This is a genomic window from Variovorax sp. Root434 (assembly GCF_001426595.1).
Lineage (GTDB): Bacteria > Pseudomonadota > Gammaproteobacteria > Burkholderiales > Burkholderiaceae_C > Variovorax.
Genome location: NZ_LMEK01000001.1, coordinates 109,639 through 135,480, shown reverse-complemented (window position 1 = coordinate 135,480; position 25,842 = coordinate 109,639). Strand labels below are relative to the sequence as shown.

Below are 25,842 nucleotides of genomic sequence, written 5' to 3'. Positions count from 1 at the left end.
TGCGTGTTCAGAAGTGCATGGCGACGGCGTCGCTCACGCGGTAGTCCTGCTCGACGACAGGCATCCAGTGCCATTTGTCGAAGGTCGTGCAGGGGTGCGAAATGCCGAGGCCGACGCGGTCGCCGACCTTGGGCGCCTCGGCTTCCTCGCCCGCGTCCCAGCGCAGGTAGGCATGCTGGTCGTTGAGTGCGGTGATCTTCCAGCCGGCGGGCACGGCATGCGGCTGCAGCACACCGCGCGCGGCACGCGCGATGGGCACGGGCAGCGAGAGGTCGAAGGAGATGTCGCGCTTGCCCACGGCAAGGATCGCGAGGCCGGGCTCGGGGCGCGACTGCACGGTGGCCCAGACTTCCATCGCCGGCACCAGGCTTTCGCCGCAGTTGCAGCCCAGGCGCTCGTCCACCGCGCTGACCATGCGCTTGTAGAAGCCGTGGTCATGCGTGACGTAGCAGCCCGAGCGCAGCAGGCCGCGCACCGGCGCGCCGAGCGCGGGCTTGAGCCGTCCGGCCACGAGATCGAAGATGGCCGAGCCACCGGCGGACACCAGCACCTCGTCGGTCTCGAAAAGTTTTTCGGTGTCGCAATGACGGGCGACGGCTTCCACGCGGTCCATCAGCGTGGTGGCGTAGGCCGTGTCGGGCTCGCTGACGCCGGTCGCGCCCTGCCCTTCGTAGGTCTCGATGCCGACGAGCTTCGCGGCGCTGCTGGCGCGCAGTCGCGTGGCCAGCGTGACGGCTTCTTCATGCGTGCGGCAGCCAGTGCGTGCACCGTCGACGCCGATCTCGAGCATCACCTCGAAAGGCACGCTCGCGGGATGGCGCGATGACCAGTCCTCGATCAGCGCGAGCTGCGCCAGCGAATCGACCAGGAACACGATGCGCAGGTCGGCATGGTCGGCCAGCAGCAGCTGGATGCCCGCGAGGTCTTCGTCGCTCACCACCTGGTTGGCGATGAGCGTGCGGCGCGCGCCGGCCGCCACGCCCACGGCAAGCTGCGTGACGGTCGCGAAGGTCAGGCCCCAGGCGCCAGCGTCGAGCTGGCGCTGGAACAGCTGCGGCGACATGGTGGTCTTGCCGTGCGGTGCGAGGTCGATGCCCCATTCGCGCACGCGCGACTGCATCCACGCGAGGTTGTGCTCGAGCGCCTCGCGCTTGAGCACGGCCAGCGGCAGCGGCAGGTCGCCGGCCAGCACGTTCCAGCCGGCGGCGCCGATCTCGCTGCGGCGGCGCGGCGGCTGCGTGCGCGGGTAGCCCTTGAAACTGCTGCCCAGCAGCGGGTCGTTGAAATCGGTGGTGGCGGTATCGGTCATGGTCGTGCGGCAATGTTGGAGAGCAATTCCTTGCGGATGCAGGCGCTGTAGTGTCCGGCGGAAATCTCGTCGAGCGGCGGCACCGTCTGCGCACAGGCCTCGACGGCGTGCGGACAGCGCGTGCGGAACACGCAGCCCGAGGGCGGCGAGATGGGGCTGGGAATGTCGCCCTTCAGCGCGATGCGCTCGGTCGCGACCTCCGGGTCGGGCTTCGGGCTCGCGGCCAGCAGCGCCTGGGTGTAGGGGTGCGAGGGACGGGCGAACAGTTCGTCGGTGCTGGCGACTTCCATCACCTTGCCGAGATAGAGCACCACCACGCGGTCGCACAGGTACTCGACCACGTCGAGGTCGTGCGAGATGAAGAGCATCGTCAGGCCGAGCCGCTCGCGCAGGTCGGCCAGCAGGTTGATGACCTGCGACTGGATCGACACGTCGAGCGCCGACAGCGGCTCGTCGGCCACGATGAATTCGGGCTCCACCGCGAGAGCGCGCGCCACGCCGATGCGCTGGCGCTGCCCGCCCGAGAACTCGTGCGGAAAGCGGCTCGCATGCTCGGCGCGCAGGCCCACGGTTTCGAGCAGTTCGGCAATGCGCTTGTCGCGCGCGGCCGCGCCCTTGTGCAGGCCGTGCGTGGACAGCGCCTCGCCGAGGATGGCGCTGATGCGCATCTTGGGGTTCAGGCTGGCATACGGGTCCTGGAAGATGATCTGCAGCTTGCTGCGCAGCTTGCGCATGCGCTCGCCCGACAGCGTGCCGATGTCGTCGCCGCGGTACAGCACCTGGCCGCTGGTGCGTTCGAGCAGGCGCAGCACGGTGCGGCCGATGGTGCTCTTGCCCGAGCCCGATTCGCCGACGAGGCCCAGCGTCTCGCCGGGCTGGATCGCGAACGACACGTCGTCGACCGCGCGCACGGGGCGATCGCTGCTGCCGAAGTATTTCTTGAGTCCGCGGACTTCGATGAGGGGGGCTGCGGTGGTCATCGTGGGTGTTCGGTATTGGCTCCCTCCCCCTCTGGGGGAGGGTTGGGGTGGGGGCTCTGGGCGGTGGAGACCGTCGCGGCGATGGAACGGCCGAGTGCCCCCACCCCGGCCCTCCCCCAGAGGGGGAGGGAGCAAGACAGAAGTGGCGCGCGGGTCATGCGGCCCTCGCGAGCGGCTGCTCGGGCTGCACGCGGATGCATCGCGCCTGGCGGCCCTGCCGGATGTCGAGCAGCGGCGGCATCGCGGCGCTGCATTCGGGCAGCGCGAGGTCGCAGCGCGGCTCGAAAGCGCAGCCGGGCGGCGGCGCGAGTGGGCTCGACACCTGCCCGCGAATGGCAAACAGCCGCTTCGGTTTGGGCTGCCCTGGCAGCCGCGCCTTGCCCGGCAGGCAGGCCAGCAGGCCCTGCGTGTACGGATGCTCGGGCTGCGCGAACAGCGGCCGCACGGGCGCGCTCTCGACCACGCGGCCCGAATACATCACCACCACGTCGTCGGCATGGTGCGCGACCACGCCGAGGTTGTGCGTGATGAACAGGATGCTCATGCCCGTCTCGGCCTGCAGCCGGCGCATGAGTTCGAGGATCTGCGCCTGGATGGTCACGTCGAGCGCGGTGGTGGGCTCGTCGGCGATCAGCAGCGTCGGGTCGCAGGCCATGGCCAGCGCGATCATCACGCGCTGGCGCATGCCGCCCGAAAGCTGGTGCGGGTACTCGTGGATGCGCTGCGCGGCGGCGGGGATCTCCACCAACTCCAGCATGCGCAGCGCATGGGCCAGCGCCGCCTTGCGGTCGAGCCCCTTGTGCAGGCGCACGCTCTCGGCAATCTGCTCGCCGATGGTGAACACCGGGTTCAGGCTGGTCATCGGCTCCTGGAAGATCATCGACAGCTGGTTGCCGCGCAGCGACCGCATCTCGCGTTCGCCGATCTGCAGCAGGTCGAGCGTCTTGCCTTCGCGCGTCACGAACGAGGCGCTGCCGCTGACCTGCGCGTTCGCGGTCTTGGGCAGAAGGCGCATCAGCGTGAGGCTGGTCACCGATTTGCCCGAGCCCGATTCGCCGACCAGCGCGGTGGTCTTGCCGGGCTGGATGGAGAAGCTCACGTCGGCCACCGAACGCACGAGGCCGTCTTCGGTGGGGAAGCTGGTGCTCAGGTTGCTGACCGTGAGGCGTGGTGTCTGGTTGGCGTTGTTCATCACGAGGTCTTCTTGAGCTTCGGGTCGAGCAGGTCACGCACACCGTCGCCCAGCAGTTGCAGCGACAGTGCGGTGAAGATGATCGCAAGCCCCGGGAACAACACCACCCAGAAGGCCTGGTGCGCGTACTGCTGGCTGCCCGCGACCATGGTGCCCCAGGTCGGGATCTCGGGCGGCACGCCGACGCCGAGGAACGACAGACCCGCTTCGGCCAGGATGGCGTAGGCGAAGATGAACGACACCTGCACCAGGATCGGCGACATCAGGTTCGGCAATATGTGCCGCCACAGGATGCGCGAGGTGCGCACGCCCAGCGCACGCACCGCTTCGACGAACAGCAGTTCGCGCACCACCAGCGTCGAGGCCCGCACCACCCGCGCCACGCGCGGCGTGTAGACCAGCACCAGCGCAAGCACCGTGTTGATGAGCGAGGGCCCGAGGATCGCCACCAGCGCGATGGCCAGCAGGATGTCGGGGAAGGACATCATCGCGTCGACCACGCGCATCAGCGGGGCGTCGAGGCGGCGGAAGAAGCCGGCCATCAAACCCAGCACCGTGCCGGCGATGACCGCACCCAGCGCGGTGAGCGCCGCGATGGCCAGCGAGTAGCGCGCGCCATGCACGATGCGCGAATACAGGTCGCGGCCCAGTTCGTCGGTGCCGAGCAGGTGCTCGGCGCTGGGCGCCTTCAGGCGCTGCAGCACCGCCGTGTCGTTGGGATCGATGGAGGCGAACAGCGGTGCGCCGATCGCCAGGATGGCGATCACCAGCAGCACCAGGGCGGAAACCATCACGATGCGGCGATGCATCAGCTGGCGGAGCATTCGAGGCATGCGCATCGCTCAGACCTTCACGCGCGGATCGACCACTGCGTACAGCAGGTCGATCGAGAAATTGATGAGCACATAGATCGCGGCGATCACGAGCAATGCACCTTGAATGACCGGGTAGTCGCGCCGCAGCACGGCGCTGACCACGAGGTTGCCCACGCCGGGCAGGCCGAACACGGTCTCGGTGATGACGGCGCCGCCGATCATCAGCGCGACCGTGAGGCCGATCACCGTGACGATGGGCACCAGCGCATTGCGCAGCGCGTGCTTGAGCACCACCGTGCTTTCGCTCAGGCCCTTGGAGCGCGCCGTGCGTACGTAGTCTTCGCCGAGCACGTCGAGCATCGAGGCGCGCGTGAAGCGGATGATGAGCGCCGAGTTCAAGAGGCCCAGCACCGTGGCCGGCAACACCAGCGCATGCAGCCGCTCGGCCAGCGCCGCATCGGGCGCGCCGTAGCCCGACACCGGGAACCAGCCGAACGACACCGCGAAGATCTGGATCAGCACGATGCCCAGCCAGAAGCTCGGAATGCTCGCGCCCAACATCGCGATGCCGGTGAACAGCTGGTCGACCACGCGCCCGCGGAACACGGCCGAGACGATGCCGCATGGCACGCCAATCAGCGCGGCGATGGCCACGGCCATCAGCGCGAGCAGCGTGGTGGGTTCGGAGCGCTCCCACAGCGCCTGGGTCACCGGCCGCTGCAGGAAGATCGAGGTGCCAAGGTTGCCCTGCAGCACCTCGCGCAGCCAGTAGCCGAACTGCACGGGCAGCGGCTTGTCGAGGCCGTACTCCTTCTGCACGCGGGCGATGTCGGCCGCGGTGGCCTGGTCGCCCAGCAGCACCGAGACCGGGTCGCCCGATGCGGCGCGCGTGAGCACGAAGACGAGCACGGCCACGATGGCGAGCACGACGAGCATGCCTGCGGCGCGGGAAGCGATGTAGCGGATCATGGGGCGGTTATCGTTTCAACGGCCTCATTACTTACTTGATCCGGGCATTCCAGAAGAACGGCCAGGTCGCGGGCTGGTAGTTGTCCAGCGCCGGGCTCTTTGCCGACAGGCCGTTGAACTTGCCGACGTTGATGTACGGCACCTCGTCGTAGACCACCTGCTGCACCTTGCCCCACAGTGCGCCGCGCTTGGCAGGGTCGCTCTCGACGTTGAAGGCCTGCAGTGCCGTCTTCTTGGCGGGCGTGTCCCACCAGCCGGGTGCACCGTCGCCGAGCTGCGGCGGCGAGAGCATGGGCTCGGGGAACTGGCCCGAGTGCGTGACGTAGATGTCCCACAGCTTGGCGTCGTTGCGGCGCTGCACCAGCGTGGCCCAGTCGACCACGTTCAGGTCGACCTTGAAGCCGGCGCGCTTGAGTTGCTCGGCCATCAGCAGCGCCATGTTGTAGTGGAAGTCGTACTGGCGGCTGGTGAGCACGCGGATCGGCTCGCCCTTGTAGCCAGCCTTGGCCGCGGCTTCCTTCGCCTTGGCGGCGTTGCGCTGGTTGTACTGGTCGGCGCCGGCCGCCGAATAGAACGGCGAGCCCTTCGGGAAGTGGTTGCCTTCGGCCACGAAGAAGCGCGTGTCGCCGAAGCCGGCAGCGAGCATCTCGCCTTCGCCGAGCGCGGTCTGGATCGCCTGGCGTACCGGCTGGCTGGCGGCCACGCCTTCCTTGGTGTTGAGCACGAGGTACGGGAAGCCGAACGACGGCGTCATGATCGGCACCGTCTTGCCGCCCGACTTCTCCAGGCGCGGCAGCGCTTCCACCGGCAGCAGGTCGGCAAAGTCGTACTGGCCGGCCAGCGCGCCTTCGACACGCGTGCTGGCGTTGGGCACGGGCACGAAGCGCAGCTCCTCGATCGCCGCTTCGCGCTTGCCGCCGTAGCCGCTCGCCGGTTCCTTGCGCGCGCTGTACTTGTCGAAGCGCGTGAGCAGCACGAACTGGTCGGGGCGGCGTTCCTTGAACTTGTAGGGGCCGGTGCCGACGAAATCCTTCAGCGGCGAGGCGATGGAATCCTTGGCCATGATGGCGGCCATGCCGCTGGGCAGCGCGAGCTGCGACAGCAGCGGCGCATAAGGCTCCTTCAGCACGACCTCGACCGCCAGCGGGCCCTTGGCCTTGAGGCTGGCGACCTCCTTGCCCACGGCCTTGCCGCGCGGCGACTGGTCCATCCAGCGCTGCAGGCTGGCCACCACATCGTCGGCGTTGAGTTCGCGCCCGTTGTGCAGCATCACGCCCTTGCGCAGGGTGATGGCGTAGGTCTTGCCGTCGGCCGAGATCTTCGGCATGCCTTCGGCCAGCATCGGCACCACGTTCCACTTGGCGTCGAAGGTGTAGAGCGTCTCGTACACGTGCTGCATGATGGTTCCGACCAGGTCGGCCGTGGAGGCCATCGGGTCGAGCGTCTGCGGCTCGGCCACCATCGCCAGCGTGGCGAAGTTGCGCGGGCCCTGGGCGTGAGCTTGCTGATAGGGCAGCGCGGCGCACAGCATCGCGAGCAGGGAGGCTCCCAGCAGGCTGCGCTTCGACAGCTTGGGCAGGCGCTGGACAACAGGACCGACGTGGGGCATGGGGAACTCCTTCATGGGGCTTGCGAGTTTGTGAAAGAAAATTTCTCTTCGGCCTGGACTTTGAAGCAGCATTCATGCCAAATCATCCGTGTTAACCCTTGATTGAGGGTTAATCTGAAAGAGATTTTCAGATTGAGCGCGATACTCGCGGCTCCCTTCTCCCTTCTTTCACCACTTCTCAGGAGTCTTCATGCCCCTCGAATACCTCGGCGCCCCGCCCGTCGCGTCCGACCGCCAGGCCCGCCCCTTCTCCCCGGCCGTGCGCGCCGGCGACTTCATCTACGTGTCGGGCCAGGTGCCGGCGAACAAGGATGGCGAGATCGTGGTGGGCGGCATCGAGGCGCAGACGCGCCAGGTGATGGAAAACCTCAAGACCGTGCTCGCGCTGGCCGGCGCCACGCTCGACGACGTGTGCAAGAGCACCGTCTGGCTGCAGGACGCGCGCGACTTTGGTGCCTTCAACCGCATCTACATGGGCTACTTCGGCGAGAACAAGCCGGCGCGCTCGACCACCGAGGCGCGGCTGATGGTCGACGCCAAGGTCGAGATCGACGTGGTGGCCTACAAGCCCAAGGCCTGAGGACGCGGGCTCAAACCTCAGCCCTTCAACTCGGTCTTGCGCTGGATGATGCGCGAGACCAAGCCGTATTCCACGGCCTCCGCAGCCGACAGCCAGCGGTCGCGCTCGATGTCGGCCAGCACCACGTCGATGGGCTTGCCGGTCTCTCGCGCGATCTCGTGCGCGATGCGCTGGCGGGCCTTGATGATTTCCTGCGCCTGGATCGCGATGTCCGTCGCCTGCCCGCCCGCACCGCCGCTGGGCTGGTGGATCAGGAAGCGCGTGTTGGGCAGGCACACGCGGCGCTCGCGCGGCGCGGCCAGGAACAGGTGCGTGGCCGCGCTGCCGACCCAGCCGGTGCCGATCATGTTCACCGGCGCGCTGATGAAACGCACGATGTCGTGGATGGCATCGCCCGACTCCAGATGCCCGCCGGGCGAGCTCACGAGGATGTCGATAGGCTTGTCGGCGCTGTCGGCATCGAGCGCAATGAGCCGGCGCGTCACGTCGGCGGCCACAGAGTCGGTGACGGTGCCGAAGATCAGCAGCGTGCGCGACTTGAACGCTTTCTCCTCCAGGTAGGAGTTGCGCGGCTCGGCGGTGGCCGCGGGCTTGGTGTCGTCTTCGGATTCCATTGAGAACATGGGCAGCATGAAGCAGGCTCCTGTGGTTTTGGACTGTCGGACTATTTGGCGGACTAGCCCCCAGTTTCGCGACATTTCAATCAATGGCAAGCTGCTCAGGTACTCGGCGAGCGCCATTTCTCGCCATGGCTGATCCAGCGCGCCCCGGAGGCAGAATCCGGCAATGAACAAAAGCCTGCGGGGGATCTCTGGTGCGCTCTATGTCGGGGTTCTTGTCGCCGTGTTGCTCGCCGCACTCAGCACTTTGGCACTCATCCCGGAGACGAAAAAAGAAGATCTTTCGCGCACTTCGGGATTGTTCATGGGCATCGAACCGGGGAAGGGACGTGCGCGATCCAACAACTACGCGGTCGTCGAGTCCGATGGCAATTCCCGGCAGCTCGCCATCGATGCATGCGAACAACAGATCGCCCAACTGCCGAAAGGCACTCCCGTCATCACGCTGCACGATGACCACACGCTCTTCGAGATCGCAGCGAATGGCCAGTTGCAATGCACCTATGCGGCCACTGTCCAAGCCAGGGCAGAAAAACGAAGCGACAACCTTCGCTGGACCCTCTCAGGCGCAGCAGGGGGCATCCTGCTCGCACTGCTGTCCATCTGGTCACGCTGGCGAACCAACCGCCATCTGACGCAACTGCGGGCCGCCATGCAACGCCGCGAAGCCAGCAGCGCTGATCAGTAGCGGCTCACCCCGCCAGCCGCCCCGCCACCAACTGCAGCACCCGGTCGCAACGCTTCGCCAGGTCCTGGTCGTGTGTGACCATCACGAACGCCGTGCGATGCCGGTGCGCGAGGTCGAGCATCAGCGCGAACACTGTGTCCGCCGTGCTGCGGTCGAGGTTGCCGGTAGGCTCGTCGGCCAGCACGCAGGCCGGCTGCGTGACCAGCGCACGCGCGATCGCCACGCGCTGGCGCTCGCCGCCCGACAGCTCGGCCGGACGGTGGTGCAAACGCTGGCCCAGGCCCACGCTTTCGAGAATCTTCGCCGCCGACTGCGCAGCCGCATGCGGCTCCACGCGGCGGATCTTCAGCGGCATGGCCACGTTGTCGAGCGCGCTGAACTCGGGCAGCAGGTGATGGAACTGATAGACGAAGCCCAGGTGCTGGTTGCGCAGGCGCCCCTGCTCCGCCGGATCGGCGTGCGCAATATCTTTGCCGAGCAGCTCGACCTTGCCCGTCGTGGGCGCATCGAGCCCGCCCATCAGGTGCAGCAGCGTGCTCTTGCCGGAGCCGGAGGCGCCGACGATGGCCAGTGTTTCGCCGGCATGCACGTCGAGGTCCACGCCGTGCAGCACGGTCAGGTCGAGCCTGCCCTCGTGGAACCGTTTGGTCAATCCACGGGCCTTCAATACAACTTCACTCATAGCGCAGGGCTTCGGCAGGGTTCACGCGGCTGGCGCGCCAGCTCGGGTACAGCGTGGCGACGAAGGCCAGCACCAGGGAAATGATCGCGATCGGCACGATGTCGCTTTGCTGCGGATCGCTCGGCATCTTGCTGATCAGGTAGATGTCCTTCGGCAGGAAGCTCGCATGGAACAGCTGCTCGAGGAAGGGCACGATCACGTCGATGTTGTAGGCGATGCCCAGGCCCAGCAGCAGGCCGGCCACGGTGCCGATCACGCCCACCATCGCGCCCTGCACCACGAAGATGCCCATGATGCTGCGCGGCGAGCTGCCCAGCGTGCGCAGGATGGCGATGTCGGCGCGCTTGTCGGTCACGGTCATCACGAGCGTGGAGACGAGGTTGAAGGCCGCCACTGCCACGATCAGCGTGAGGATGATGAACATCATGCGTTTCTCGACCTGCACGGCCGCGAACCAGGTCTTGTTCTGGCGCGTCCAGTCGCGGATGAGGAACTCGCCCGGCAGAGTCACGGCGAGCTGGTCTGCCACGTCGCGCGCCTCGTTGAGATTCTTGAGCTTCAGGCGGATGCCCGTGGGCCCTTCGAGGCGGAACACCTTGGCCGCGTCCTGCTCGTGGACCATGGCGAGCGCCGAGTCGTATTCGTAGTGGCCCGAGTCGAAGGTGCCGACCACGGTGAACTGCTTCAGGCGCGGCACGACGCCCGCCGGCGTGACCTGCCCGCCCGGCGCCACCAGCGTGACCTGGTCGCCCGGCTGCACGAAGAGCGAACGCGCCAGCTCCGCGCCGAGCACGATGCCGAATTCGCCCGGCACCAGCTTGTCGAAAGTGCCCTTGGAGGCGATGCCGTTGATGTCGGTGACTTCGGGCTCGAGCTTGGGATCGATGCCGCGCACGATGGTGCCCTTCATGTCCTCGCCGCGCGCAATGAGCGCCTGCGTGTTGATGAAGGGCGCTGCGCCGACCACCTCGGGGTTCTTGCGGGCAGCGGCCGTGATCGCGTCGAGGCTCTGCAGCGCCTGCCCGTCGCGCGAGAAGATCTCGATGTGCGACACCACGCCGAGCATGCGGTCGCGCACTTCCTTCTGGAAGCCGTTCATCACACTGAGCACAATGATCAGCGCCGCCACGCCCAGCGCGATGCCGAGCATCGAGACACCGGAGATGAAGGAGATGAAGCCGTTGCGCCGCGTCGCCCGGCCTGCGCGCGTGTAGCGCCAGCCGAGCTGCAGTTCGTAGGGAAGTCGCATAGGGGCGGAATTGTGGCATCCCGGATACCCTGAGGGCTTCCCGGACAATAGGGAGATGGCCGAAACCCTCCCACGTCACCTGTTGATTCCCTTTGCCGGCCGCGGTTCCCCTGCATGCCGCGCTGCGCTGCCCACCTTGCGGCTCCCCAATCTCGAAACCTTGCTGGCGCGGCTCACGCTGGCCGATACCGACACGCAGGACGAAAGCACGCGCTCGCCTCCGCACGAACGCGCGCTGGCCCGGGCAGCGGGCATCGCCGCGGCCGACGGCTGCATTCCCTGGGCTGCGCTCGAAGCGCGGCAACTGGGCATCGCCGCGCCCAACGACCCTGATGGCTGGGGCCTCGTCACGCTATGCAACTGGCAGATCGGCATCGACGACGTGGTGCTGGGCGACCCGTCCGCCATCGAGATCGACGCCGCCGAATCGGCCGCGCTGCTGCAAGCCGCGCGCCCCTTCTTCGAGGAAGACGGCATCGCGCTGCACCCCTCCCCCGTACCCGGCCGATGGCTGGCGCGCGCCCCCATTTTCGACGGCCTGGCCACCGCCTCCATCGACCGCGCGGTGGGCTACCCGATCTCGCAGTGGTCGCCGCTCGGCGACTCGGCACGGCCGCTGCGCCGCCTGCAGAACGAAATGCAGATGCTGCTGTACACCCAGCGCGTGAACGACGACCGCGCCGCGCGCGGCGTGCCGCCGATCAACTCCTTCTGGCTCAGCGGCACCGGCGCACTGAAGCACGAAGTTGCGCCCGCCGCCGTGCCGGCAGTGAGCGATGCACTGCGCGAAACCGCCCTGCGCGACGACGGCATGGGCTGGGCTGCCGCCTGGCACGCGCTGGACGCCGGCCCGGTCGCCTCGCTGCTGGCCAGCTACACAGGCGGCGCCGAGGTGTCCCTCACGCTGTGCGGCGACCGCGCGGCGCAGCGCTACACCGTGCAGCCGCGCGGCCTGGCTGGCTGGGCCAGGAGCCTGTTCGACCGCAAGCGGGCATCGGCCGTGCTGGAGTCGCTATGAAGATCATCGCCAGGGAGATCCCGCCGCGCACCGTCTGGGCGCTGGAGCAGGCCGGCGTGCACCCGCTGCTCGCCCGGCTGTTCGCCGCCCGCGGCGTGCGTGCCAAGGAAGAACTCGATGACGGCCTCGCGCGCCTGCTGGCGCCCGACACGCTGCGCGGCACGCACGAGGCCGCAGTGCTGCTGGCCGACGCCATCGCGCAGGACAAACGCCTGTGCATCGTCGCCGACTACGACTGCGACGGCGCCACCGCCTGCGCGGTCGGCGTGCGCGGCCTGCGCCTGCTGGGCGCGAAGCACGTGAGCTACCTCGTGCCCGATCGCGTGGTCGACGGCTATGGGCTCACGCCACCCATCGCCGAACGCGTGGCCGACAGCGGCGCCGACATGCTGATCACCGTCGACAACGGCATCGCCAGCGTCGAAGGCGTGGCCGCCGCCAAGGTGCGCGGCCTGCAGGTGCTGGTGACCGACCACCACCTGCCCGGCCCCGAGCTGCCGGTGGCCGACGTGCTGGTCAACCCGAACCAGCCCGGCTGCGAATTCGAAAGCAAGAGCATTGCTGGCGTCGGCGTGATGTTCTATGTGCTGCTCGCGCTGCGCTCGGAGCTGCGCAAGCGCGGCGTGTTCGACACGGCCAGCCAGCCGAAGCTCGATGCGCTGCTGCCGCTGGTCGCGCTCGGCACCGTGGCCGACGTGGTGAAGCTCGATGCCAACAACCGCCGCCTGGTGGCACAGGGCCTGCGCCGCATCCGCGCCGGTGCAATGCCTGCGGGCGTTGCCGCATTGTTCAAGGCCGCGGGCCGCAATGCCTCTGTCGCCACCACCTTCGACTTCGGCTTCGCACTCGGCCCGCGCATCAACGCCGCCGGCCGACTGGCCGACATGACGCTCGGCATCGAATGCCTGCTGACCGACGACGCGGGCCGCGCCGAGGAACTCGCGCGCATGCTCGACGGCATCAACCGCGAGCGCCGCGACATCGAGGGCGGCATGCGCGACCAGGCGCTGCTGCTGGCGGAGTCGCTGTTCGCCACCGATGGCGAGGGCATCGAAGCGCCGCCGCCGGCCATCAGCGTGTTCGATGCGGGCTTCCACGAAGGCGTGGTGGGCATCGTGGCCTCGCGCATCAAGGACCGCTTCCACCGGCCGACCTTCGTCTTCGCCGCGAGCGGCGCGCCCGGCAAGGAGCAGGAGCTGAAAGGCTCGGGCCGATCGATTCCGGGCTTCCACCTGCGCGATGCGCTCGACCTCGTGGCCAAGCGCCATCCGGGCGTGCTGCTGCGCTTCGGCGGCCATGCGATGGCGGCCGGCTGCACGGTCGCGCGCGAGCACTTCGAGACCTTCGAGAAAGGCTTCGCGCAGGTCGCCGGCGAATGGCTGGCCGAAGCCGCGCTCACGCGGCAGATCGAGACCGACGGACCGATCTCGCGCGAGTACATGCGCATCGACCTCGTCGACACGCTGCACCGCGAGGTGTGGGGCCAGGGCTTCGCGCCGCCCACCTTCAGCGAAGAGGTGGAAGTGGTGTCGCAGCGGCTGGTGGGCGAGAAGCACCTGTCGCTCAAGCTCAGGCACCAGGGCCAGCCGATCGACGCGATCTGGTTCAGCCACACGGAGCCGCTGCCGCCGCGCGTGAAGCTGGCGTTCCGGCTCGATGCCGATGAATGGCAGGGCGTGCGGCGGCTGCGGTTCCTGGTCGAAGGGGCGGAGTTCTAGGGGGGCTGTCCCTGGAAAAGCCTGCGATCGCATGCCATGGCGGGCGGGCAGTCGGGACGGATTCCTACGCGTGCGGCAAGCCGGCGTTCCTAGGGTGGTCCGACAAGGTTCATCCACTTCATCAGGAGACCGACATGCAACCCAACGACATCCGACCCCTTGCGGTGGTGACCGGCGCTTCGTCCGGCATCGGCTTTCAGCTCGCGCTGCTGGCCGCGCGCCGGGGCCACGACCTGCTGATCGGCGCCGACGAGCCGCTGGAACAGGCCGAGACCGAACTGCGCGTGCTCGGCGCCAATGTGGCCGCGGTGCGCGCCGACTTCGCCACCCGCGACGGCGTGGACACGCTGCTCGCTGCCACCGAAGGCCGCCCCATCGCGGCATTGTTCGCCAACGCCGGGCACGGGCTGGGCCACGGCTTCCTCGACCAGGACTTCCACGACGTGCAGCACGTCATCAACACCAACATCACCGGCACCATCTATCTCGTGCAGTGCGTGGGCCGCGGCATGCGCGAGGCCGGGCAGGGGCGCATCCTGATCACCGGGTCGATCGCGGGCTTCCAGCCGGGCAGCTTCCAGGCCGTCTACAACGGCAGCAAGGCCTTCATCGATTCGTTCGCCATGGCCCTGCGCAACGAGCTCAAGGGCACCGGCGTCTCGGTCACCTGCCTGATGCCGGGCGTGACCGACACCCACTTCTTCGCGCGCGCCGACATGCTCGACACGCGCGTGGCCCAGCAAAGCGACAAGGCCGACCCGGCAGAGGTGGCCCGGGCCGGCTTCGAGGCGATGATGCGCGGCGAAAGCGGCGTGATCGCGGGATGGCGCAACAAGATGCAGGTGGCGCTGTCGCGCGTGATGCCGGCGCCAAGGCTGGCCGAGCAGCACCGGCGCATCGCCGAGCCCGGCAGCGCGGAGCCACAGGCCAGGCCCTTCGTCTGACCTTTTCTTCCGGGGCGCGGCGCTCCGGCGGGCGCTGTTTGGGGGCCGCCATCGGCGATCCCGAAGCAGGTGAATATTTATTTCGTATTCACCGACGTGCAAAGCGAAATCTTCTCGTTACTCGGGGCCGAGCTTTCACGCCGGCCCCTTATCCTCTGCGGCGAACATACAGGAGGATGTTTTTTCCATGCGCCGCTTTGAACTGATCGAGGGAACCGCCAGCAAATTCTGGGAAGTCGAGCAGGCAGATGCCGAACTCAACATCCGCTGGGGCCGCATCGGCACCGCGGGCCAGAGCCAGACCAAGTCGTTCGCCGACGCCACCAAGGCCGCCACCGCGCTGACCAAGCTGGTGGCCGAGAAGACGGGCAAGGGCTACGCCGAAGTGGGCGTGGCGGCCGGCACGGCCATCGGCAAGACCGAGGCGAAGCCGAAGGCCGAGACGGCAACGGAAAAGACTGCGGCCCCGCCCACCGCGAAGGCCACCGCGAGCGCAGAGGCTGCCGCGCCCACCGAAGGCATCGACAGCCAGGCCGACCGCGTGTTCGAAACCGTGCGCGCGCAGATCGAGGCCGGCACGCTGACCGCCAGCGACACGCTCTCCACCGCAACACTCAAGCGCCAGCATGGCGTGAGCGAGCAAGGTGCAGCGATCGCCTTCAAGCGGCTTCAGTCCGCGGGCCTTCTGTACGGCTGGGGCACCAGTTGCGCACCCCCCAAGAACGCACAGGCCATCGCGAAGGAACTGGGCGCCAATGCATCGGCCGCATCGTCCGTGGCCCTGACCGCGCCCGCCGCCGAACTGCCGCCCGCGGACGGGGACACGCCGCCCTGGCTCGCCGCCGGCACGCCCATCCGGCTCTCGCCCGACATGCAGCGCGCAGCCTTCCCTTCGCGGCGCTTTCCGCCAAAGCCCTTCGACGAAACGGCGAGCCCCGCCGCGGCCTGGCTGCCGGTGCGGCGCAAGCTCAGCCTCGACGTCAACATGAGCAGCACCGACGCGGCCTTGCGCGCGGTTGCCCAGCGCGTGATCGACCGCGGCACGCAGCCCTCCCCCGCGGCCGATGCCGAGGCCGACACCCTGCTGCTGGCGTTCGCGCTGGGCACCGGCGGCAACTACAACGCGAACGAGATGGGCGAAGTGGTGGTGCACTACCTCGTCAAGCAGTACGGACTGCCGGACACCATCGACATCCTGCTGGCCGCCCAGCAGATCGAAGTGCAGTCCACCTACGACCGTTCGACGAAGAAGCACCAGTACAGCTTCTGCGCCGCCGTCACCCGCCAAATGGGCAGCTCCTACTACGGTCCGCTGGGAACGGGCGAACAGGCGCTGCGCGCGCACCTCTCGCTGGCCGCCCCCGAGGTCTGGCAGGACTGCCGCAACCGCATCGAGGCCGGCCTGCCCAAGGTTCACCCGGCCCGCCAGCCCGTGCTGGCGATGCTGCTGCCCGACGCCCCCGAAATCTCCAACGCGCTCGTGCACACGCTGGCGGCCGACAAGAACACGACCGAGAACATGCACTGGCTGCTGCTGACGGCCACCCACCCCTACGCCATCGCGCTGGCCGCGAAGGTCCGCCTGAGCTATTCGAGCGGCTTCTGGGGCAGCGGCTCCATGACGAGCACGCTGGTGCAGGAGCGCGGCGTGGATGCCGTGCCGGTGCTGGAGCGCGGCGCCGCGGACGACCACGCGGGCGACGCGCTGGCCTGCATCGGCACGCCCGACGCCGTGCTCGCGCTGGCCCGCGTGGCGGGCAGTTCGAAGGGCGCGCTGGCGCGGCTGGCGCTGGCCGTCGACCGCTGGCCGATGGCGGCCATTCCCGCGCTGTCGCGGCTCGTCGCGGCCGGCGGCAAGGACGCCAACCTCGTCACGCCCGGCCTCACGCGCCTGCTGCGCGCGCATGGCCCTGCCCTGCCCACCCTGCGGCCCTGGCTCGACGCGGGTGCGCAGGCGGTGATCGACCGGCAACTGGCGCTGCTGGCCGGCCCGAGCGAGGTGGCCGATGCAAGCGAACTGCCCGGCGTGCTGGCCGCGCCGCCCTGGCTCGCCAAGGTGCAGAAGAAGGCGGCCGGCACCCTGGTGCTGGAGCCGCTGGCATTGGCATCGGTGGAGCAATGGGGCGAAGGCAAGCGCGAGAGCGCGCAGCGCCTGAACTCGTGGCAGACCGGCCGCCACGACACCGCGCGCAAGAGCGTCGACGTGCTGCTCGACGAACTGGGCTTCGACAAGGGCAGGCACAGCCTTGTGCCATTCGCCAAGGCCGCCGCCGCGGCCGTCGCGGCCGGCGACGCCGGCGCGCTGATCACCAGCTGGCGCGAGATGGTGGCCGAGCGGAAGAAGGACCGCTACTACTGGTTCAACTTCCACGCGAGCTTCGTTACGCTGCTGCCGGCGGCGATCGGCGTGCCGTTCTGGAACGCCGTCGCGGGCGAGGCCGAAAGCGACAACATCGGCCTGATCCTGGCCACCCACGGCCTCGCGGTGCTGCCCGGCCTGGTGGCCATGGTGCGATCCAAGCCCGCCGACAACCTCTCGCACGCCCTGAACTACGGCGCCGTCGAGCTGGCCGCGCCGGCCGCGCGCGCCTTCGCCAAGCTCAAGACGCTGCGCGCCGAAGGGCGTGAATGGCTGCTGAAGTATCCCGAGCACAGCGCAGCCGGCCTGATCGCGCCGGCGCTGGGCAAGGCCGGCGAGGCGCGCGACTGTGCGGGTTCCGCGCTGCGCCTGCTGCAGGCCAACGGCCACGAGGCACTGCTGCTCGAAGTGGCTGGCCGCTACGGCAAGCCCGAAGTGGTGGAAGCGATGCGCGCCGTGCTCGACGAAAGCCCGATCGACCGCTTCCCCACCCGGCGCGCGAAGCTGCCTGAGTTCTGGCAGCCGCGCGGCTGGCGCCGGCCCGTGCTGCGAAACGGCAAGGCGCTGCCCGACGACGCGCTCGACCATCTGGGCCAGATGCTGACCTTTCCGACCAACGAGGAAATCTACGGCGGCATCGCCGTGGCCAAGGAAGCCTGCGACGCCGGCTCGCTGGCCGAGTTCGCCTGGGACGCCTTCACCGCCTGGCTCGAGGCCGGCGGCCCCAGCAAGGAAGGCTGGGCCCTCACCGCGCTCGGCCTGCTGGGCAACGACGACACCGCGCGCAAGCTCACGCCCTTCATCCGCGCATGGCCCGGCGAGGCCGCGCATGCGCGCGCCGTGACCGGGCTCGACGTGCTGGCCGCCATCGGCAGCGACGTCGCGCTGATGCTGCTCAACGGCATCGCGCAGAAGGTCAAGTTCAAGGGCCTGCAGGACAAGGCGCGCGAGAAGATCGACGCCATCGCCGAGGCGCGCGGCCTCAGCACCGAGGAACTCGAGGATCGGCTCGCGCCCGACCTCGGCCTCGACGAACAGGGCACCATGCTGCTGGACTTCGGTCCGCGCGCCTTCAAGGTCGGCTTCGACGAGTCGCTCAAGCCTTATGTGCGCGAGACCGGCGCCGACGGCACGGACGGCGCGCGCCTGCCCGACCTGCCCAAGCCCAAGAAGACGGACGACGCCGAACTGGGCAAGGAAGCGGTCGAGCGCTTCAAGCTGCTGAAGAAGGACGTGCGCACCATCGCCAGCCAGCAGCTGCTGCGCCTCGAGGTGGCGATGTGCGCGCGCCGCCGCTGGACGCCCGAGGTTTTCCGCACCTTCCTGGTCGAACATCCGCTGGTGCGCCACATCGTGCAGCGGCTGATCTGGGGCGTGTACGCGGTGGAAGGCGGTGCCAGCTATGGCGGCACGCTGCAGGCCTGCTTCCGCGTGGCGGAAGACGGCAGCTTCACCACCGCGGAAGACGATCCGTTCGAACTGCCCGTGGGCGAGAACATCCGCATCGGCGTGCCGCACGCGCTGGAGTTGCCGGCCGCCGACGCCGCCGCCTTCGGGCAGGTGTTCGCCGACTACGAGCTGCTGCAGCCCTTCGCGCAGATCGGTCGCGACGTCTACACGCTGTCCGACGAGGAGAAGAAGAGCCTGAAGCTGGAGCGCTGGAAAGACGTCAAGGTGCCCACCGGCCGCGTGCTGGGGCTGGCCAACAAGGGCTGGCGGCGCGGCCAGGCGCAGGACTCGGGCTGCATCTGGTACTTCAGCAAGCCGCTGGGCACGAGCCGCGTGATCGAGTTGAGCCTCGACCCCGGCATCATCGTCGGCATGGTGGACGAATACCCCGAGCAGACGCTCGGCCAGGTGCAGGTGGGCCAGCCCTCGGGCTGGGGCGACATGCAGGATGCAGAGGCACTGCACCTGCTCGACCCGATCTCCGCCAGCGAACTCATCCGCGACATGGAAGGTCTGCGGGCGGCATGAGGCACACCCCCAGTCTTCGCGCACTTCGTGTCGCTTCGCCAACCCCCTTGCAGGAGGCAACACCTGCGGCCCGGCAAAGCCGGTTCCGCGGCGTTCCCCGAACTTGACCTGACCGAATCAAAGATGGCCATCAACAACACGACCAAGGACACCGGCACGGCGCAGCAGCAACTGCAGCGCCCGCCGGCCGAGATCCTCTACGCCGAACAGCTCGCGCGGCTGCGCGCGCAGGACACCGACCCGCGCCCGCCCGGCTGGGCACTGGGCCTGAAGGCCGCGCGCTCGTTCATCCTCGGCGATGCGGCGCTCGGCATCGCGCCCAAGATCGTCGCGCCCGTGGCCAGCATCGAACGCATGCTCGTCACCCTGGCCACCGGTCGCGGGCTGATGCTGGTGGGCGAGCCGGGCACGGCGAAGTCGATGCTGTCGGAGCTGCTGGCCACGGCCATCTCGGGCGTCTCGACGCTCACCATCCAGGGCGGCGCCTCGATCACCGAAGACCAGATCAAGTACGGCTGGAACTACGCGCTGCTCATCAACGAAGGCCCGAGTCCGCGCGCAATGGTGCCGGCGCCGCTGTACCTCGGCATGCAGCAGGGCCAGGTGGTGCGCTTCGAGGAAATCACGCGCGCGCCGCTGGAGGTGCAGGACTGCCTGCTGGGCATGCTGTCGGACCGCGTGATGGCGGTGCCCGAGCTGTCGGGCGAGCATGGCATGCTCTATGCGCGCGAGGGCTTCAACATCATCGCCACCGCCAACACGCGCGACCGCGGCGTGAACGAGATGAGCGCGGCGCTGAAGCGGCGCTTCGACTTCGAGACGGTGTTCCCCATCCTCGACTTCGACCGCGAGCTGGCGCTGGTGCAGGAATCGTCCACGCGGCTGCTCGCGCAGAGCGGCATTCCGAAGACGGTTCCTGCGCCGGTGCTGGAACTGCTGGTGTCCACCTTCCGCGACCTGCGCGGCGCACCCGCGAAGGGCGACAACGGCAACTCGGGCGACGCGGCGATGGACCGGCTCACCGCCGTGATGTCCACCGCCGAGGCGGTGAACGTGGCGCATGCGGTGGGCGTGCGCGCATGGTTCCTCGAACAGCGCGAGGGCTCGCCGGCCGACCTGGTCGACTGCATCGCCGGCACGGTGGTGAAGGACAACGCCGACGACCGCGCCAAGCTGCGGCGCTACTTCGAGCAGAAGGCGGCAAAGCGAAGCGGCTCGCACTGGCGCGCGTACTACGACGCTCGCCACCGCCTGCCTTGACATGAGCAAACCCCCAGGCTTCGCGCACTCCGTGTCGCTTCGCCAACCCCCTTGCAGGGGGCAACACCTGCGGCCCGGCAAAGCCGGTTCCGCGGTGTTCCGCGAAGGGCCCTCGCTTCGCTTGGCGCGCCATCGGTGACGAGGATGAGCGAATCGCTTCACATCGTCGGCGTGCGCCACCACAGCCCGGCCTGCGCGCGGCTGGTGGCCGAGCGCATCCGCACGCTGCGCCCCGCGTACGTGCTCATCGAAGGCCCGGCCGACTTCAACGAACGCCTCGACGAGATGTACCTGCCGCACCGGCTGCCGGTGGCGATCTACAGCTATCTCTCGGGCGACGACACGCACCGCGGTTCGTGGTCGCCCTTTGCCGAGCATTCGCCCGAGTGGCAGGCGCTGCAGGTCGCGCGCGAGGTCGGTTCCACCGTGCGCTTCATCGACCTGCCGGCCTGGCACGACGCGTTCTCGCGCATGGAGAACCGCTATGCCGACGTGGCCGACCACGAGCACGAGGAGCGCGCCGAAGCCTACGAGCGCGCGCTGACGGAGAAGCTCTCGGTGCAGGGCCGCGATGCGCTGTGGGACCACCTGTTCGAGGACGGCTGCGATGCGGCCGAGCTGGCGCAGCGCCTTTCGACCTACTTCGACCACCTGCGCGGCGAAGACCGCGGCTCGCAGGGCAACCAGGCGCGCGAAGCCATGATGGCGCGCTGGATCGCCTGGGCGATGGCGCAGCCGGGCGAGCCGGGCCGCGCGCAGGCGCTGGTGGTGTGCGGCGGCTATCACGCGCCCGCGCTGGCGCGGCTGTGGCAAGGCATGCCTGCGGAGCTGCCCGCCACGCCGCAGCCTTCGCTCGAATCCACCGACGAAGAAGACACGCACGACGCCGACACCGCGCTGCGATTCGGCTCCTACCTCGTGCCCTACACCTTCAAGCGCCTCGACGCCTTCGCAGGCTATGCCTCGGGCATGCCCTCCCCCGCCTACTACCAGTGGGTCTGGGACCACGGCCCCGAAGGCGCCGCGCGCCGCGCGCTGCAGCACGTGATGCAGCGCCTGCGCGAGAAGAAACTCCCCGCCTCCACCGCCGACCTGATGGCCGTGCACCTGCGCGCACAAGGTCTCGCGCGCTTGCGCGGCCACGAGAAGCCGCTGCGCTCCGACTGGCTCGACGCGCTGGCCGGTGCGCTCGTGAAAGACGCGCTCGACGCGCCGCTGCCCTGGACCTACCGCGGCGCGATCCGTCCCGGCACCGATCCCGTGCTGGTGCAGGCGATGGACGTGCTGGCCGGCGACACCGTCGGGCAGTTGGCGCCCGGCACGCCCCAGCCGCCGCTGGTGGCCGCGGTGCAGGCCGAACTCGCGGCGCACGGCATCGTGCTGCGCGGCCAGATCAAGCTCGACCTGCTGCTCGAAGCCGACCGCGCGAAAAGCCGCGTGCTGCACCGCCTGGCTATCCTGCGGCTGCCCGGCGTGCGCCGCACCCAGGGGCCGAAGCTCGCGATGTCGGGCGAGCGCACCGAGCTGTGGTCGCTGAGCGAACCGCTGGAGCAGCAGGCCGCGATGATCGAGGCCGGCGCCTGGGGCGCGAGCCTGCACGACGCAGCGCGCGCCCGGCTCGAAGACGATCTGCGCCAGGCCCACGGCCACATCGGCCCGCTCGCCGACGGCCTCAACCAAGCCGCATGGGCGGGGCTGTCGGCGCTCAGCGATGCGCTGCTGCGCGAACTGCAGGGCGCCGTTGCCAATGAGCCGCGCTTCGAGGCGCTCGGCCCCGCGCTGTCGGTGCTGCACACGCTGCTGCGGCACGGCCAGATGCTGGGCATGGCCGATGCGCCCGTGCTGCGCGTAGTGATCGAGTCGGGCTTCGACCGCGCGCTGTGGCTGCTGGAGCCGCCCGCGGACATCGCCCCGGCCGACATGCAAGCCCACCTCGAAGGCCATCTTGCGCTGCGGCGGATCGTGGCCGACGTGCTGGCCCACGCGCAAGACCATGCGCACGACGCGCACGCGCCGTCGCTGCTCGACGTGGAGCCGGCCCGCGCGCTCGCCGTGTGGCAGCGCAAGGCCGCCGACGCCAGCGCCGCTCCGGTGAGCCGCGGCGCGGCGCTCGGTGCCACGCTGAGCCTGGCCGGACGCGCCGCCAACGCGCAAACGCACGACGACCACGGCGTGGCCGAGGCGATGCAACTGCTGCATTCGCTCCCCGCTCCCGTGCTCGGCGATGCGCTCACCGGGCTGCTGGCGCTGGCACGCGAGGTGCTCGCGTCCGAACCCGCTTTTGTCGCCGGCATGGACCGCACCGTGCAGGCCCTGGACAACGCCGACTTCGTGCGCGCCATGCCCAGCCTGCGCGCCGCCTTCGCCTGGCTGCCGCCGCAGGAACGCGGGCTGCTGGCCGACCAGGTGCTGGCGCTGCACGACGCCACGCACCTCTCGCGCCGCACGCTCACCGCCCACCATGCGGGAGAGGCGGCACCCGAACAGCTGGCCGAGGCCCGCCGCGTGGAAGACGCGGTGCTCGCGCGCCTCGCGGCCTGGGGCGTGGCGCTCGAAGACACAGAGGAAGCCCCCCGCCCATGAGCCTCGACATTCCCGATCCGCTGCAGCGCTGGCGCCTGCTGCTGGGCGACCCGGCCGAAGCGGCCTGCGGCGGGCTGAGCGCCGAGGCGCAAGCCGCCGATGCCGCGCTCGACTGGCTCTACGGCCGCGACAGCGACCGCGCGAGCCGCGGCGAACGCAGCGCGGGCCTGGGCCCGTCGGCGCTGAGCACGCCGGACTGGATCAACACCATCCACACGCTCTTTCCGAAGGAAGTGATCGAGCGGCTGGAGCGGGACGCGGTCGAGCGCTACGGCATCGACGAGGTGGTGACCAACCTCGAGGTGCTCGAACGCATCGAGCCCTCCGAATCGCTGCTGCGCGCGGTGCTGCACACCAAGCACCTGATGAACCCCGAGGTGCTCGCGGCCGCGCGCAAGCTGGTGGCCGAGGTGGTGCGCCGCATCATGGAAAAGCTTGCCACCGAAGTGCGCCAAGCCTTCAGCGGCAGCCGCGACCGGCGCCGCCGCTCGCGCATGAAGGTCGCGCGCAACTTCGACTTCAGGCAGACACTGGCCGCCAACCTGCACCGCTACGACCCGCAGCGCCGCAAGCTCTACGTGGAGCGGCCGGTGTTCATCAGCCGCACGAAGCGGCACGCCGAGCCGTGGGACATCGTCCTGCTGATCGACCAGAGCGGCTCGATGGTCGACTCGGTGATCCACAGCGCCGTGATGGCCGCCTGCCTGTGGCAGCTGCCCGGCATGCGCACGCGGCTTGTGGCCTTCGACACGGCGGTGGTCGACCTGACCGCCGACGTGTCGGACCCGGTCGAGCTGCTGATGAAGGTGCAGCTCGGCGGCGGTACCGACATTGCGAAAGCGGTGGCGTATGCGCAGTCGCTCGTCGCCAATCCCTCGAAGAGCATCGTGGTGCTGGTGAGCGACTTCTACGAAGGCGGCAGCGAGCACGAGCTGGTGCGGCGCGTGAAGGCGCTGGTCGAGTCCGGCGCTAAGGTGCTGGGCCTGGCGGCGCTCGACTCCAAGGCTGAACCCAACTACGACCGCGAGATGGCCGCGCGGCTGGTGCGCGAAGGCGCGCAGATCGGCGCGATGACGCCGGGCCAGCTGGCCGGCTGGCTGGCCGAGAAGGTGCAGGGATGAGCGGCACCACGGCATGGCGGGCCGACCTGCTGGAGCTGACGCCCGAGGCGCTGACGGCGCTCGCCAACGCGGGCTTCGTGAAGCGCGCGCAGAAGGACGTGGCGGCCGGCCTGCTGCCAAAGCTGGAGACCGGCGCCGACGGCGTGGTGCAGGCGCAGTTCGACGACGGCGTGCGCACCAGCCTGCCGCCGGGGCGCACGCTGCGCGATGCGCAGTGCAGCTGCCCCGCGAGCGGCATGTGCCGGCATCGGGTGATGCTGGTGCTGGCCTACCAGGCGCAGGCAGCGTCGACGCAGGCGGATGCGCCCCGCGACGCGGAAGAAGCCGCCGCCGAGCCGGAGGACGGCGCATGGAGCCCCGCGCAGTTCGACGATGCCGCGCTGGCTGCCAGCCTCGCGCCCTCCGTGCTCGAACAGGCGAACAAGCTCGCCGCCGCACGTCCGGTGGTCGGCGTGCAGGCCTGGCGCAGCGCGAGCGCGCCGCCGGTGGCACGGCTGCCGATGTGCAGCGTGCGCTTCTTCTCGCGCAGCTCGCTGGTTCATGCGCGCTGCGATTGCAAGCAGGGCAGCGGCTGCGCGCACGTGGTCATCGCGGTGTGGGCATTCCGGCAGGCCGGGCCGCTGGCGCCGGGTTCGGCGGAGGTGCTGCTCGAGGTGTCGCCGCCCACTTCGGCAGGCGCGAACGCCTCGGACCCGGCACCGCCATCGGCGGCGATGCAGGGCGAAGCCGCCGTTGCGCTGCGTGCGCAGATCGACGCCCTGCTGCTGTCGCTCTGGCTCGACGGTTCGAGCCAACCGCCGATGGCGCTCGCGGCCCGCTTCGAGGCCGTGCGCGACCAGGCGCGCGCGCTGGCCTGGAGCTGGGTGGACGATGCGCTCGACGAACTCTGGCAACTGCTGCAGGCCCAGCATGCGCGCAGCAGCCGCTTCGATCCGCTGCGGCTGGTACGCGTGCTGACCGAGCTGTGGGCGCGATTGCAGGCAGCGGCGCATGCCTCACGGCCACAGGTGCGGCCCGCGCTGCCGGCCAGCCGGATCCTCGGCATCGGCGTCAAGGGCGAGGTCGCGCTCGATCACCTGCGGCTGGTGTCGCTCGGGGCCGAGCTCTGGTCCGACGACGCCGCCGAAGGCGCGAGCATCCTGTTCGCGGACCCCGACACGCAGAACGTCACCGTGCTGGAGCGCCAGTGGTCGCGCGCGGCCGATGCCGCCGCGGGCGGCACCGCGCAGACGCTGATGAACCGCCGCGTCGCGGGCTTTCCCCTGCGGCAACTGGCGAGCGGACAGGTCATCACCAAGACCGCGACACGGCGCGCCAACGGGCTCGTCGACATCACGGCCGGCGCGCGGCAGACGGGCGTGCTGCCGCTGTCGCCCAAGTCGTGGGACGACCTGGTCGCACCACTGCGGCAGGACAGCGTGGCCGCGCTGGTGGCGCATCTGCGCGAAGCAGCTCCCGACTTCGTACGGCCGCGGCAGGCCGCGGGCGGTGCATCGGCGGGTGCGTCGGGGCAGCTGCATGTGGTGGCGTTCGAACGCATGGAGGCGGTGTCGTGCCACTGGGATGCCGCGGCGCAGGTGCTGCATGCGCGGCTGAAGCAGGCAGCACCGGAGGGGTCGGCCGAAGCCCCGGCCGAAGACGACAACAACGAACGCGACTGGCTGCACCTGGCCTTGCCGCATCGCGCGGTCGCGCCCGGCGCCGTCGATGCGCTGGCCCGTGCGCTGGCCGGCGAATACGGCCCGCTGCGCGCCGTGGCCGGCACCGTGCATCTGCAGGGCGATCAGGCGGTGATGCAGCCGCTGAGCCTGCTGACGGCGCAACGTGCCGTGGTGCTCCAGGTCGAGGCGGTGGCACCACAGCCGCTGGGCCTTCGCAGCGATGCCGAGGACGTGCCCGCCTTGAACGCGCTGGCCGGCGACACGCTGGATCTGCTGGCGCTGTGGCTGCGCCAGGGCCTGCGCCATCAGGGCGGCGGCGCGCTGTCGCGAGCGCAGGCGCAGGTGCTGCGGCTGAAGCAGGCCGGTCTGGGGCGAAGTGCGGGCTTGCTGGAGGCGGTGCTCGAGAACCTGCGGTCGGCGCAACGGCCGGCGCTGGTGGCCCAACTGGCGATGCTGGGTCTGCTGATGCAGGGCGTGGCGCAATCGGCCTCGGCATGAAAAAACCCCT

General features: G+C 69.5%; 19 protein-coding genes. 10 read left to right on the top strand and 9 right to left on the bottom strand.

The genetic code is table 11. The features are described 5' to 3' along the window. Positions 1-7: 7 nt before the first annotated feature. The 6 genes from ASD05_RS00605 to ASD05_RS00580 all read right to left on the bottom strand — a co-directional run bounded on the left by ASD05_RS00605 (position 8) and on the right by ASD05_RS00580 (position 6,874). Positions 8-1,309 (bottom strand): amino acid deaminase, encoded by a 1,302-nt coding sequence (locus ASD05_RS00605; protein ID WP_056586196.1) that lies wholly within the window; start codon positions 1,307-1,309, stop codon positions 8-10. Next, complete coding sequence (locus tag ASD05_RS00600; RefSeq protein ID WP_056586193.1) at positions 1,306-2,289, bottom strand: ABC transporter ATP-binding protein; 984 nt, start codon at positions 2,287-2,289, stop codon at positions 1,306-1,308. Before ASD05_RS00600 ends, ASD05_RS00605 begins: the two co-directional genes overlap by 4 nt. Before the next feature lie 154 nt (positions 2,290-2,443). Beyond that, positions 2,444-3,481: an ABC transporter ATP-binding protein gene (locus ASD05_RS00595; protein WP_056586190.1), complete on the bottom strand. Its 1,038-nt coding sequence runs from the start codon at positions 3,479-3,481 to the stop codon at positions 2,444-2,446. After that, the gene (locus tag ASD05_RS00590; protein WP_007837472.1) at positions 3,481-4,320 is read right to left on the bottom strand and encodes an ABC transporter permease; all 840 of its coding nucleotides are present in this window, start codon (positions 4,318-4,320) and stop codon (positions 3,481-3,483) included. The genes ASD05_RS00595 and ASD05_RS00590 overlap by 1 nt, the downstream gene beginning before the upstream one ends. A 3-nt stretch (positions 4,321-4,323) precedes the next feature. Beyond that, positions 4,324-5,265 (bottom strand): ABC transporter permease, encoded by a 942-nt coding sequence (locus ASD05_RS00585; protein WP_056586187.1) that lies wholly within the window; start codon positions 5,263-5,265, stop codon positions 4,324-4,326. 31 nt (positions 5,266-5,296) lie between these two features. After that, complete coding sequence (locus tag ASD05_RS00580) at positions 5,297-6,874, bottom strand: ABC transporter substrate-binding protein (RefSeq protein ID WP_056587736.1); 1,578 nt, start codon at positions 6,872-6,874, stop codon at positions 5,297-5,299. A gap of 190 nt (positions 6,875-7,064) precedes the next feature. On the opposite strand from ASD05_RS00580, the gene ASD05_RS00575 reads away from it, so the two are divergent. Next, complete coding sequence (locus ASD05_RS00575; RefSeq protein ID WP_007837475.1) at positions 7,065-7,454, top strand: RidA family protein; 390 nt, start codon at positions 7,065-7,067, stop codon at positions 7,452-7,454. 17 nt (positions 7,455-7,471) lie between these two features. Here ASD05_RS00575 and ASD05_RS00570 read toward each other — a convergent pair whose 3' ends face one another. Further along, entirely contained in the window at positions 7,472-8,086 is a 615-nt protein-coding gene (locus ASD05_RS00570) for an ATP-dependent Clp protease proteolytic subunit (protein WP_007837476.1), read from the bottom strand. Positions 8,087-8,240: 154 nt separating this feature from the next. Between ASD05_RS00570 and ASD05_RS00565 the strand changes: the two genes are divergently transcribed. After that, on the top strand, positions 8,241-8,762 hold the full coding sequence (locus tag ASD05_RS00565) for a hypothetical protein (RefSeq protein ID WP_157609913.1): 522 nt from the start codon (positions 8,241-8,243) through the stop codon (positions 8,760-8,762). A 4-nt stretch (positions 8,763-8,766) separates the two neighbouring features. Here ASD05_RS00565 and lolD read toward each other — a convergent pair whose 3' ends face one another. Both lolD and ASD05_RS00555 read right to left on the bottom strand, forming a co-directional pair. Beyond that, positions 8,767-9,444, bottom strand: coding sequence for a lipoprotein-releasing ABC transporter ATP-binding protein LolD (gene lolD, locus ASD05_RS00560; protein ID WP_056586181.1), 678 nt, complete (start codon positions 9,442-9,444; stop codon positions 8,767-8,769). Then, positions 9,437-10,693 (bottom strand): lipoprotein-releasing ABC transporter permease subunit, encoded by a 1,257-nt coding sequence (locus ASD05_RS00555; protein ID WP_056586178.1) that lies wholly within the window; start codon positions 10,691-10,693, stop codon positions 9,437-9,439. Before ASD05_RS00555 ends, lolD begins: the two co-directional genes overlap by 8 nt. A 55-nt stretch (positions 10,694-10,748) precedes the next feature. Here ASD05_RS00555 and ASD05_RS00550 point away from each other — a divergent pair, with 55 nt between their 5' ends. The 8 genes from ASD05_RS00550 to ASD05_RS00515 all read left to right on the top strand — a co-directional run bounded on the left by ASD05_RS00550 (position 10,749) and on the right by ASD05_RS00515 (position 25,832). Further along, on the top strand, positions 10,749-11,711 hold the full coding sequence (locus ASD05_RS00550; protein ID WP_056586176.1) for a hypothetical protein: 963 nt from the start codon (positions 10,749-10,751) through the stop codon (positions 11,709-11,711). Next, entirely contained in the window at positions 11,708-13,429 is a 1,722-nt protein-coding gene (recJ, locus tag ASD05_RS00545) for a single-stranded-DNA-specific exonuclease RecJ (RefSeq protein WP_056586172.1), read from the top strand. Before ASD05_RS00550 ends, recJ begins: the two co-directional genes overlap by 4 nt. Positions 13,430-13,563: 134 nt before the next feature. Further along, positions 13,564-14,373 (top strand): SDR family NAD(P)-dependent oxidoreductase, encoded by an 810-nt coding sequence (locus ASD05_RS00540; protein WP_056586169.1) that lies wholly within the window; start codon positions 13,564-13,566, stop codon positions 14,371-14,373. A gap of 187 nt (positions 14,374-14,560) precedes the next feature. Further along, positions 14,561-18,709, top strand: coding sequence for a WGR and DUF4132 domain-containing protein (locus ASD05_RS00535; RefSeq protein WP_056586167.1), 4,149 nt, complete (start codon positions 14,561-14,563; stop codon positions 18,707-18,709). A gap of 123 nt (positions 18,710-18,832) precedes the next feature. Further along, positions 18,833-19,969: an ATP-binding protein gene (locus ASD05_RS00530; protein ID WP_056586163.1), complete on the top strand. Its 1,137-nt coding sequence runs from the start codon at positions 18,833-18,835 to the stop codon at positions 19,967-19,969. 144 nt (positions 19,970-20,113) lie between these two features. Beyond that, positions 20,114-22,552, top strand: a complete 2,439-nt coding sequence (locus tag ASD05_RS00525) for a DUF5682 family protein (protein ID WP_056586160.1) — start codon at positions 20,114-20,116, stop codon at positions 22,550-22,552. Continuing rightward, positions 22,549-23,673 carry a VWA domain-containing protein gene (locus tag ASD05_RS00520; protein WP_056586156.1) on the top strand — a complete coding sequence of 375 codons (1,125 nt, stop codon included), beginning with the start codon at positions 22,549-22,551 and terminating at the stop codon, positions 23,671-23,673. The genes ASD05_RS00525 and ASD05_RS00520 overlap by 4 nt, the downstream gene beginning before the upstream one ends. After that, a complete protein-coding gene (locus ASD05_RS00515; RefSeq protein WP_056586153.1) occupies positions 23,670-25,832 on the top strand; it encodes an SWIM zinc finger family protein in 2,163 nt (720 codons plus the stop codon). The genes ASD05_RS00520 and ASD05_RS00515 overlap by 4 nt, the downstream gene beginning before the upstream one ends. Positions 25,833-25,842: the final 10 nt, after the last annotated feature.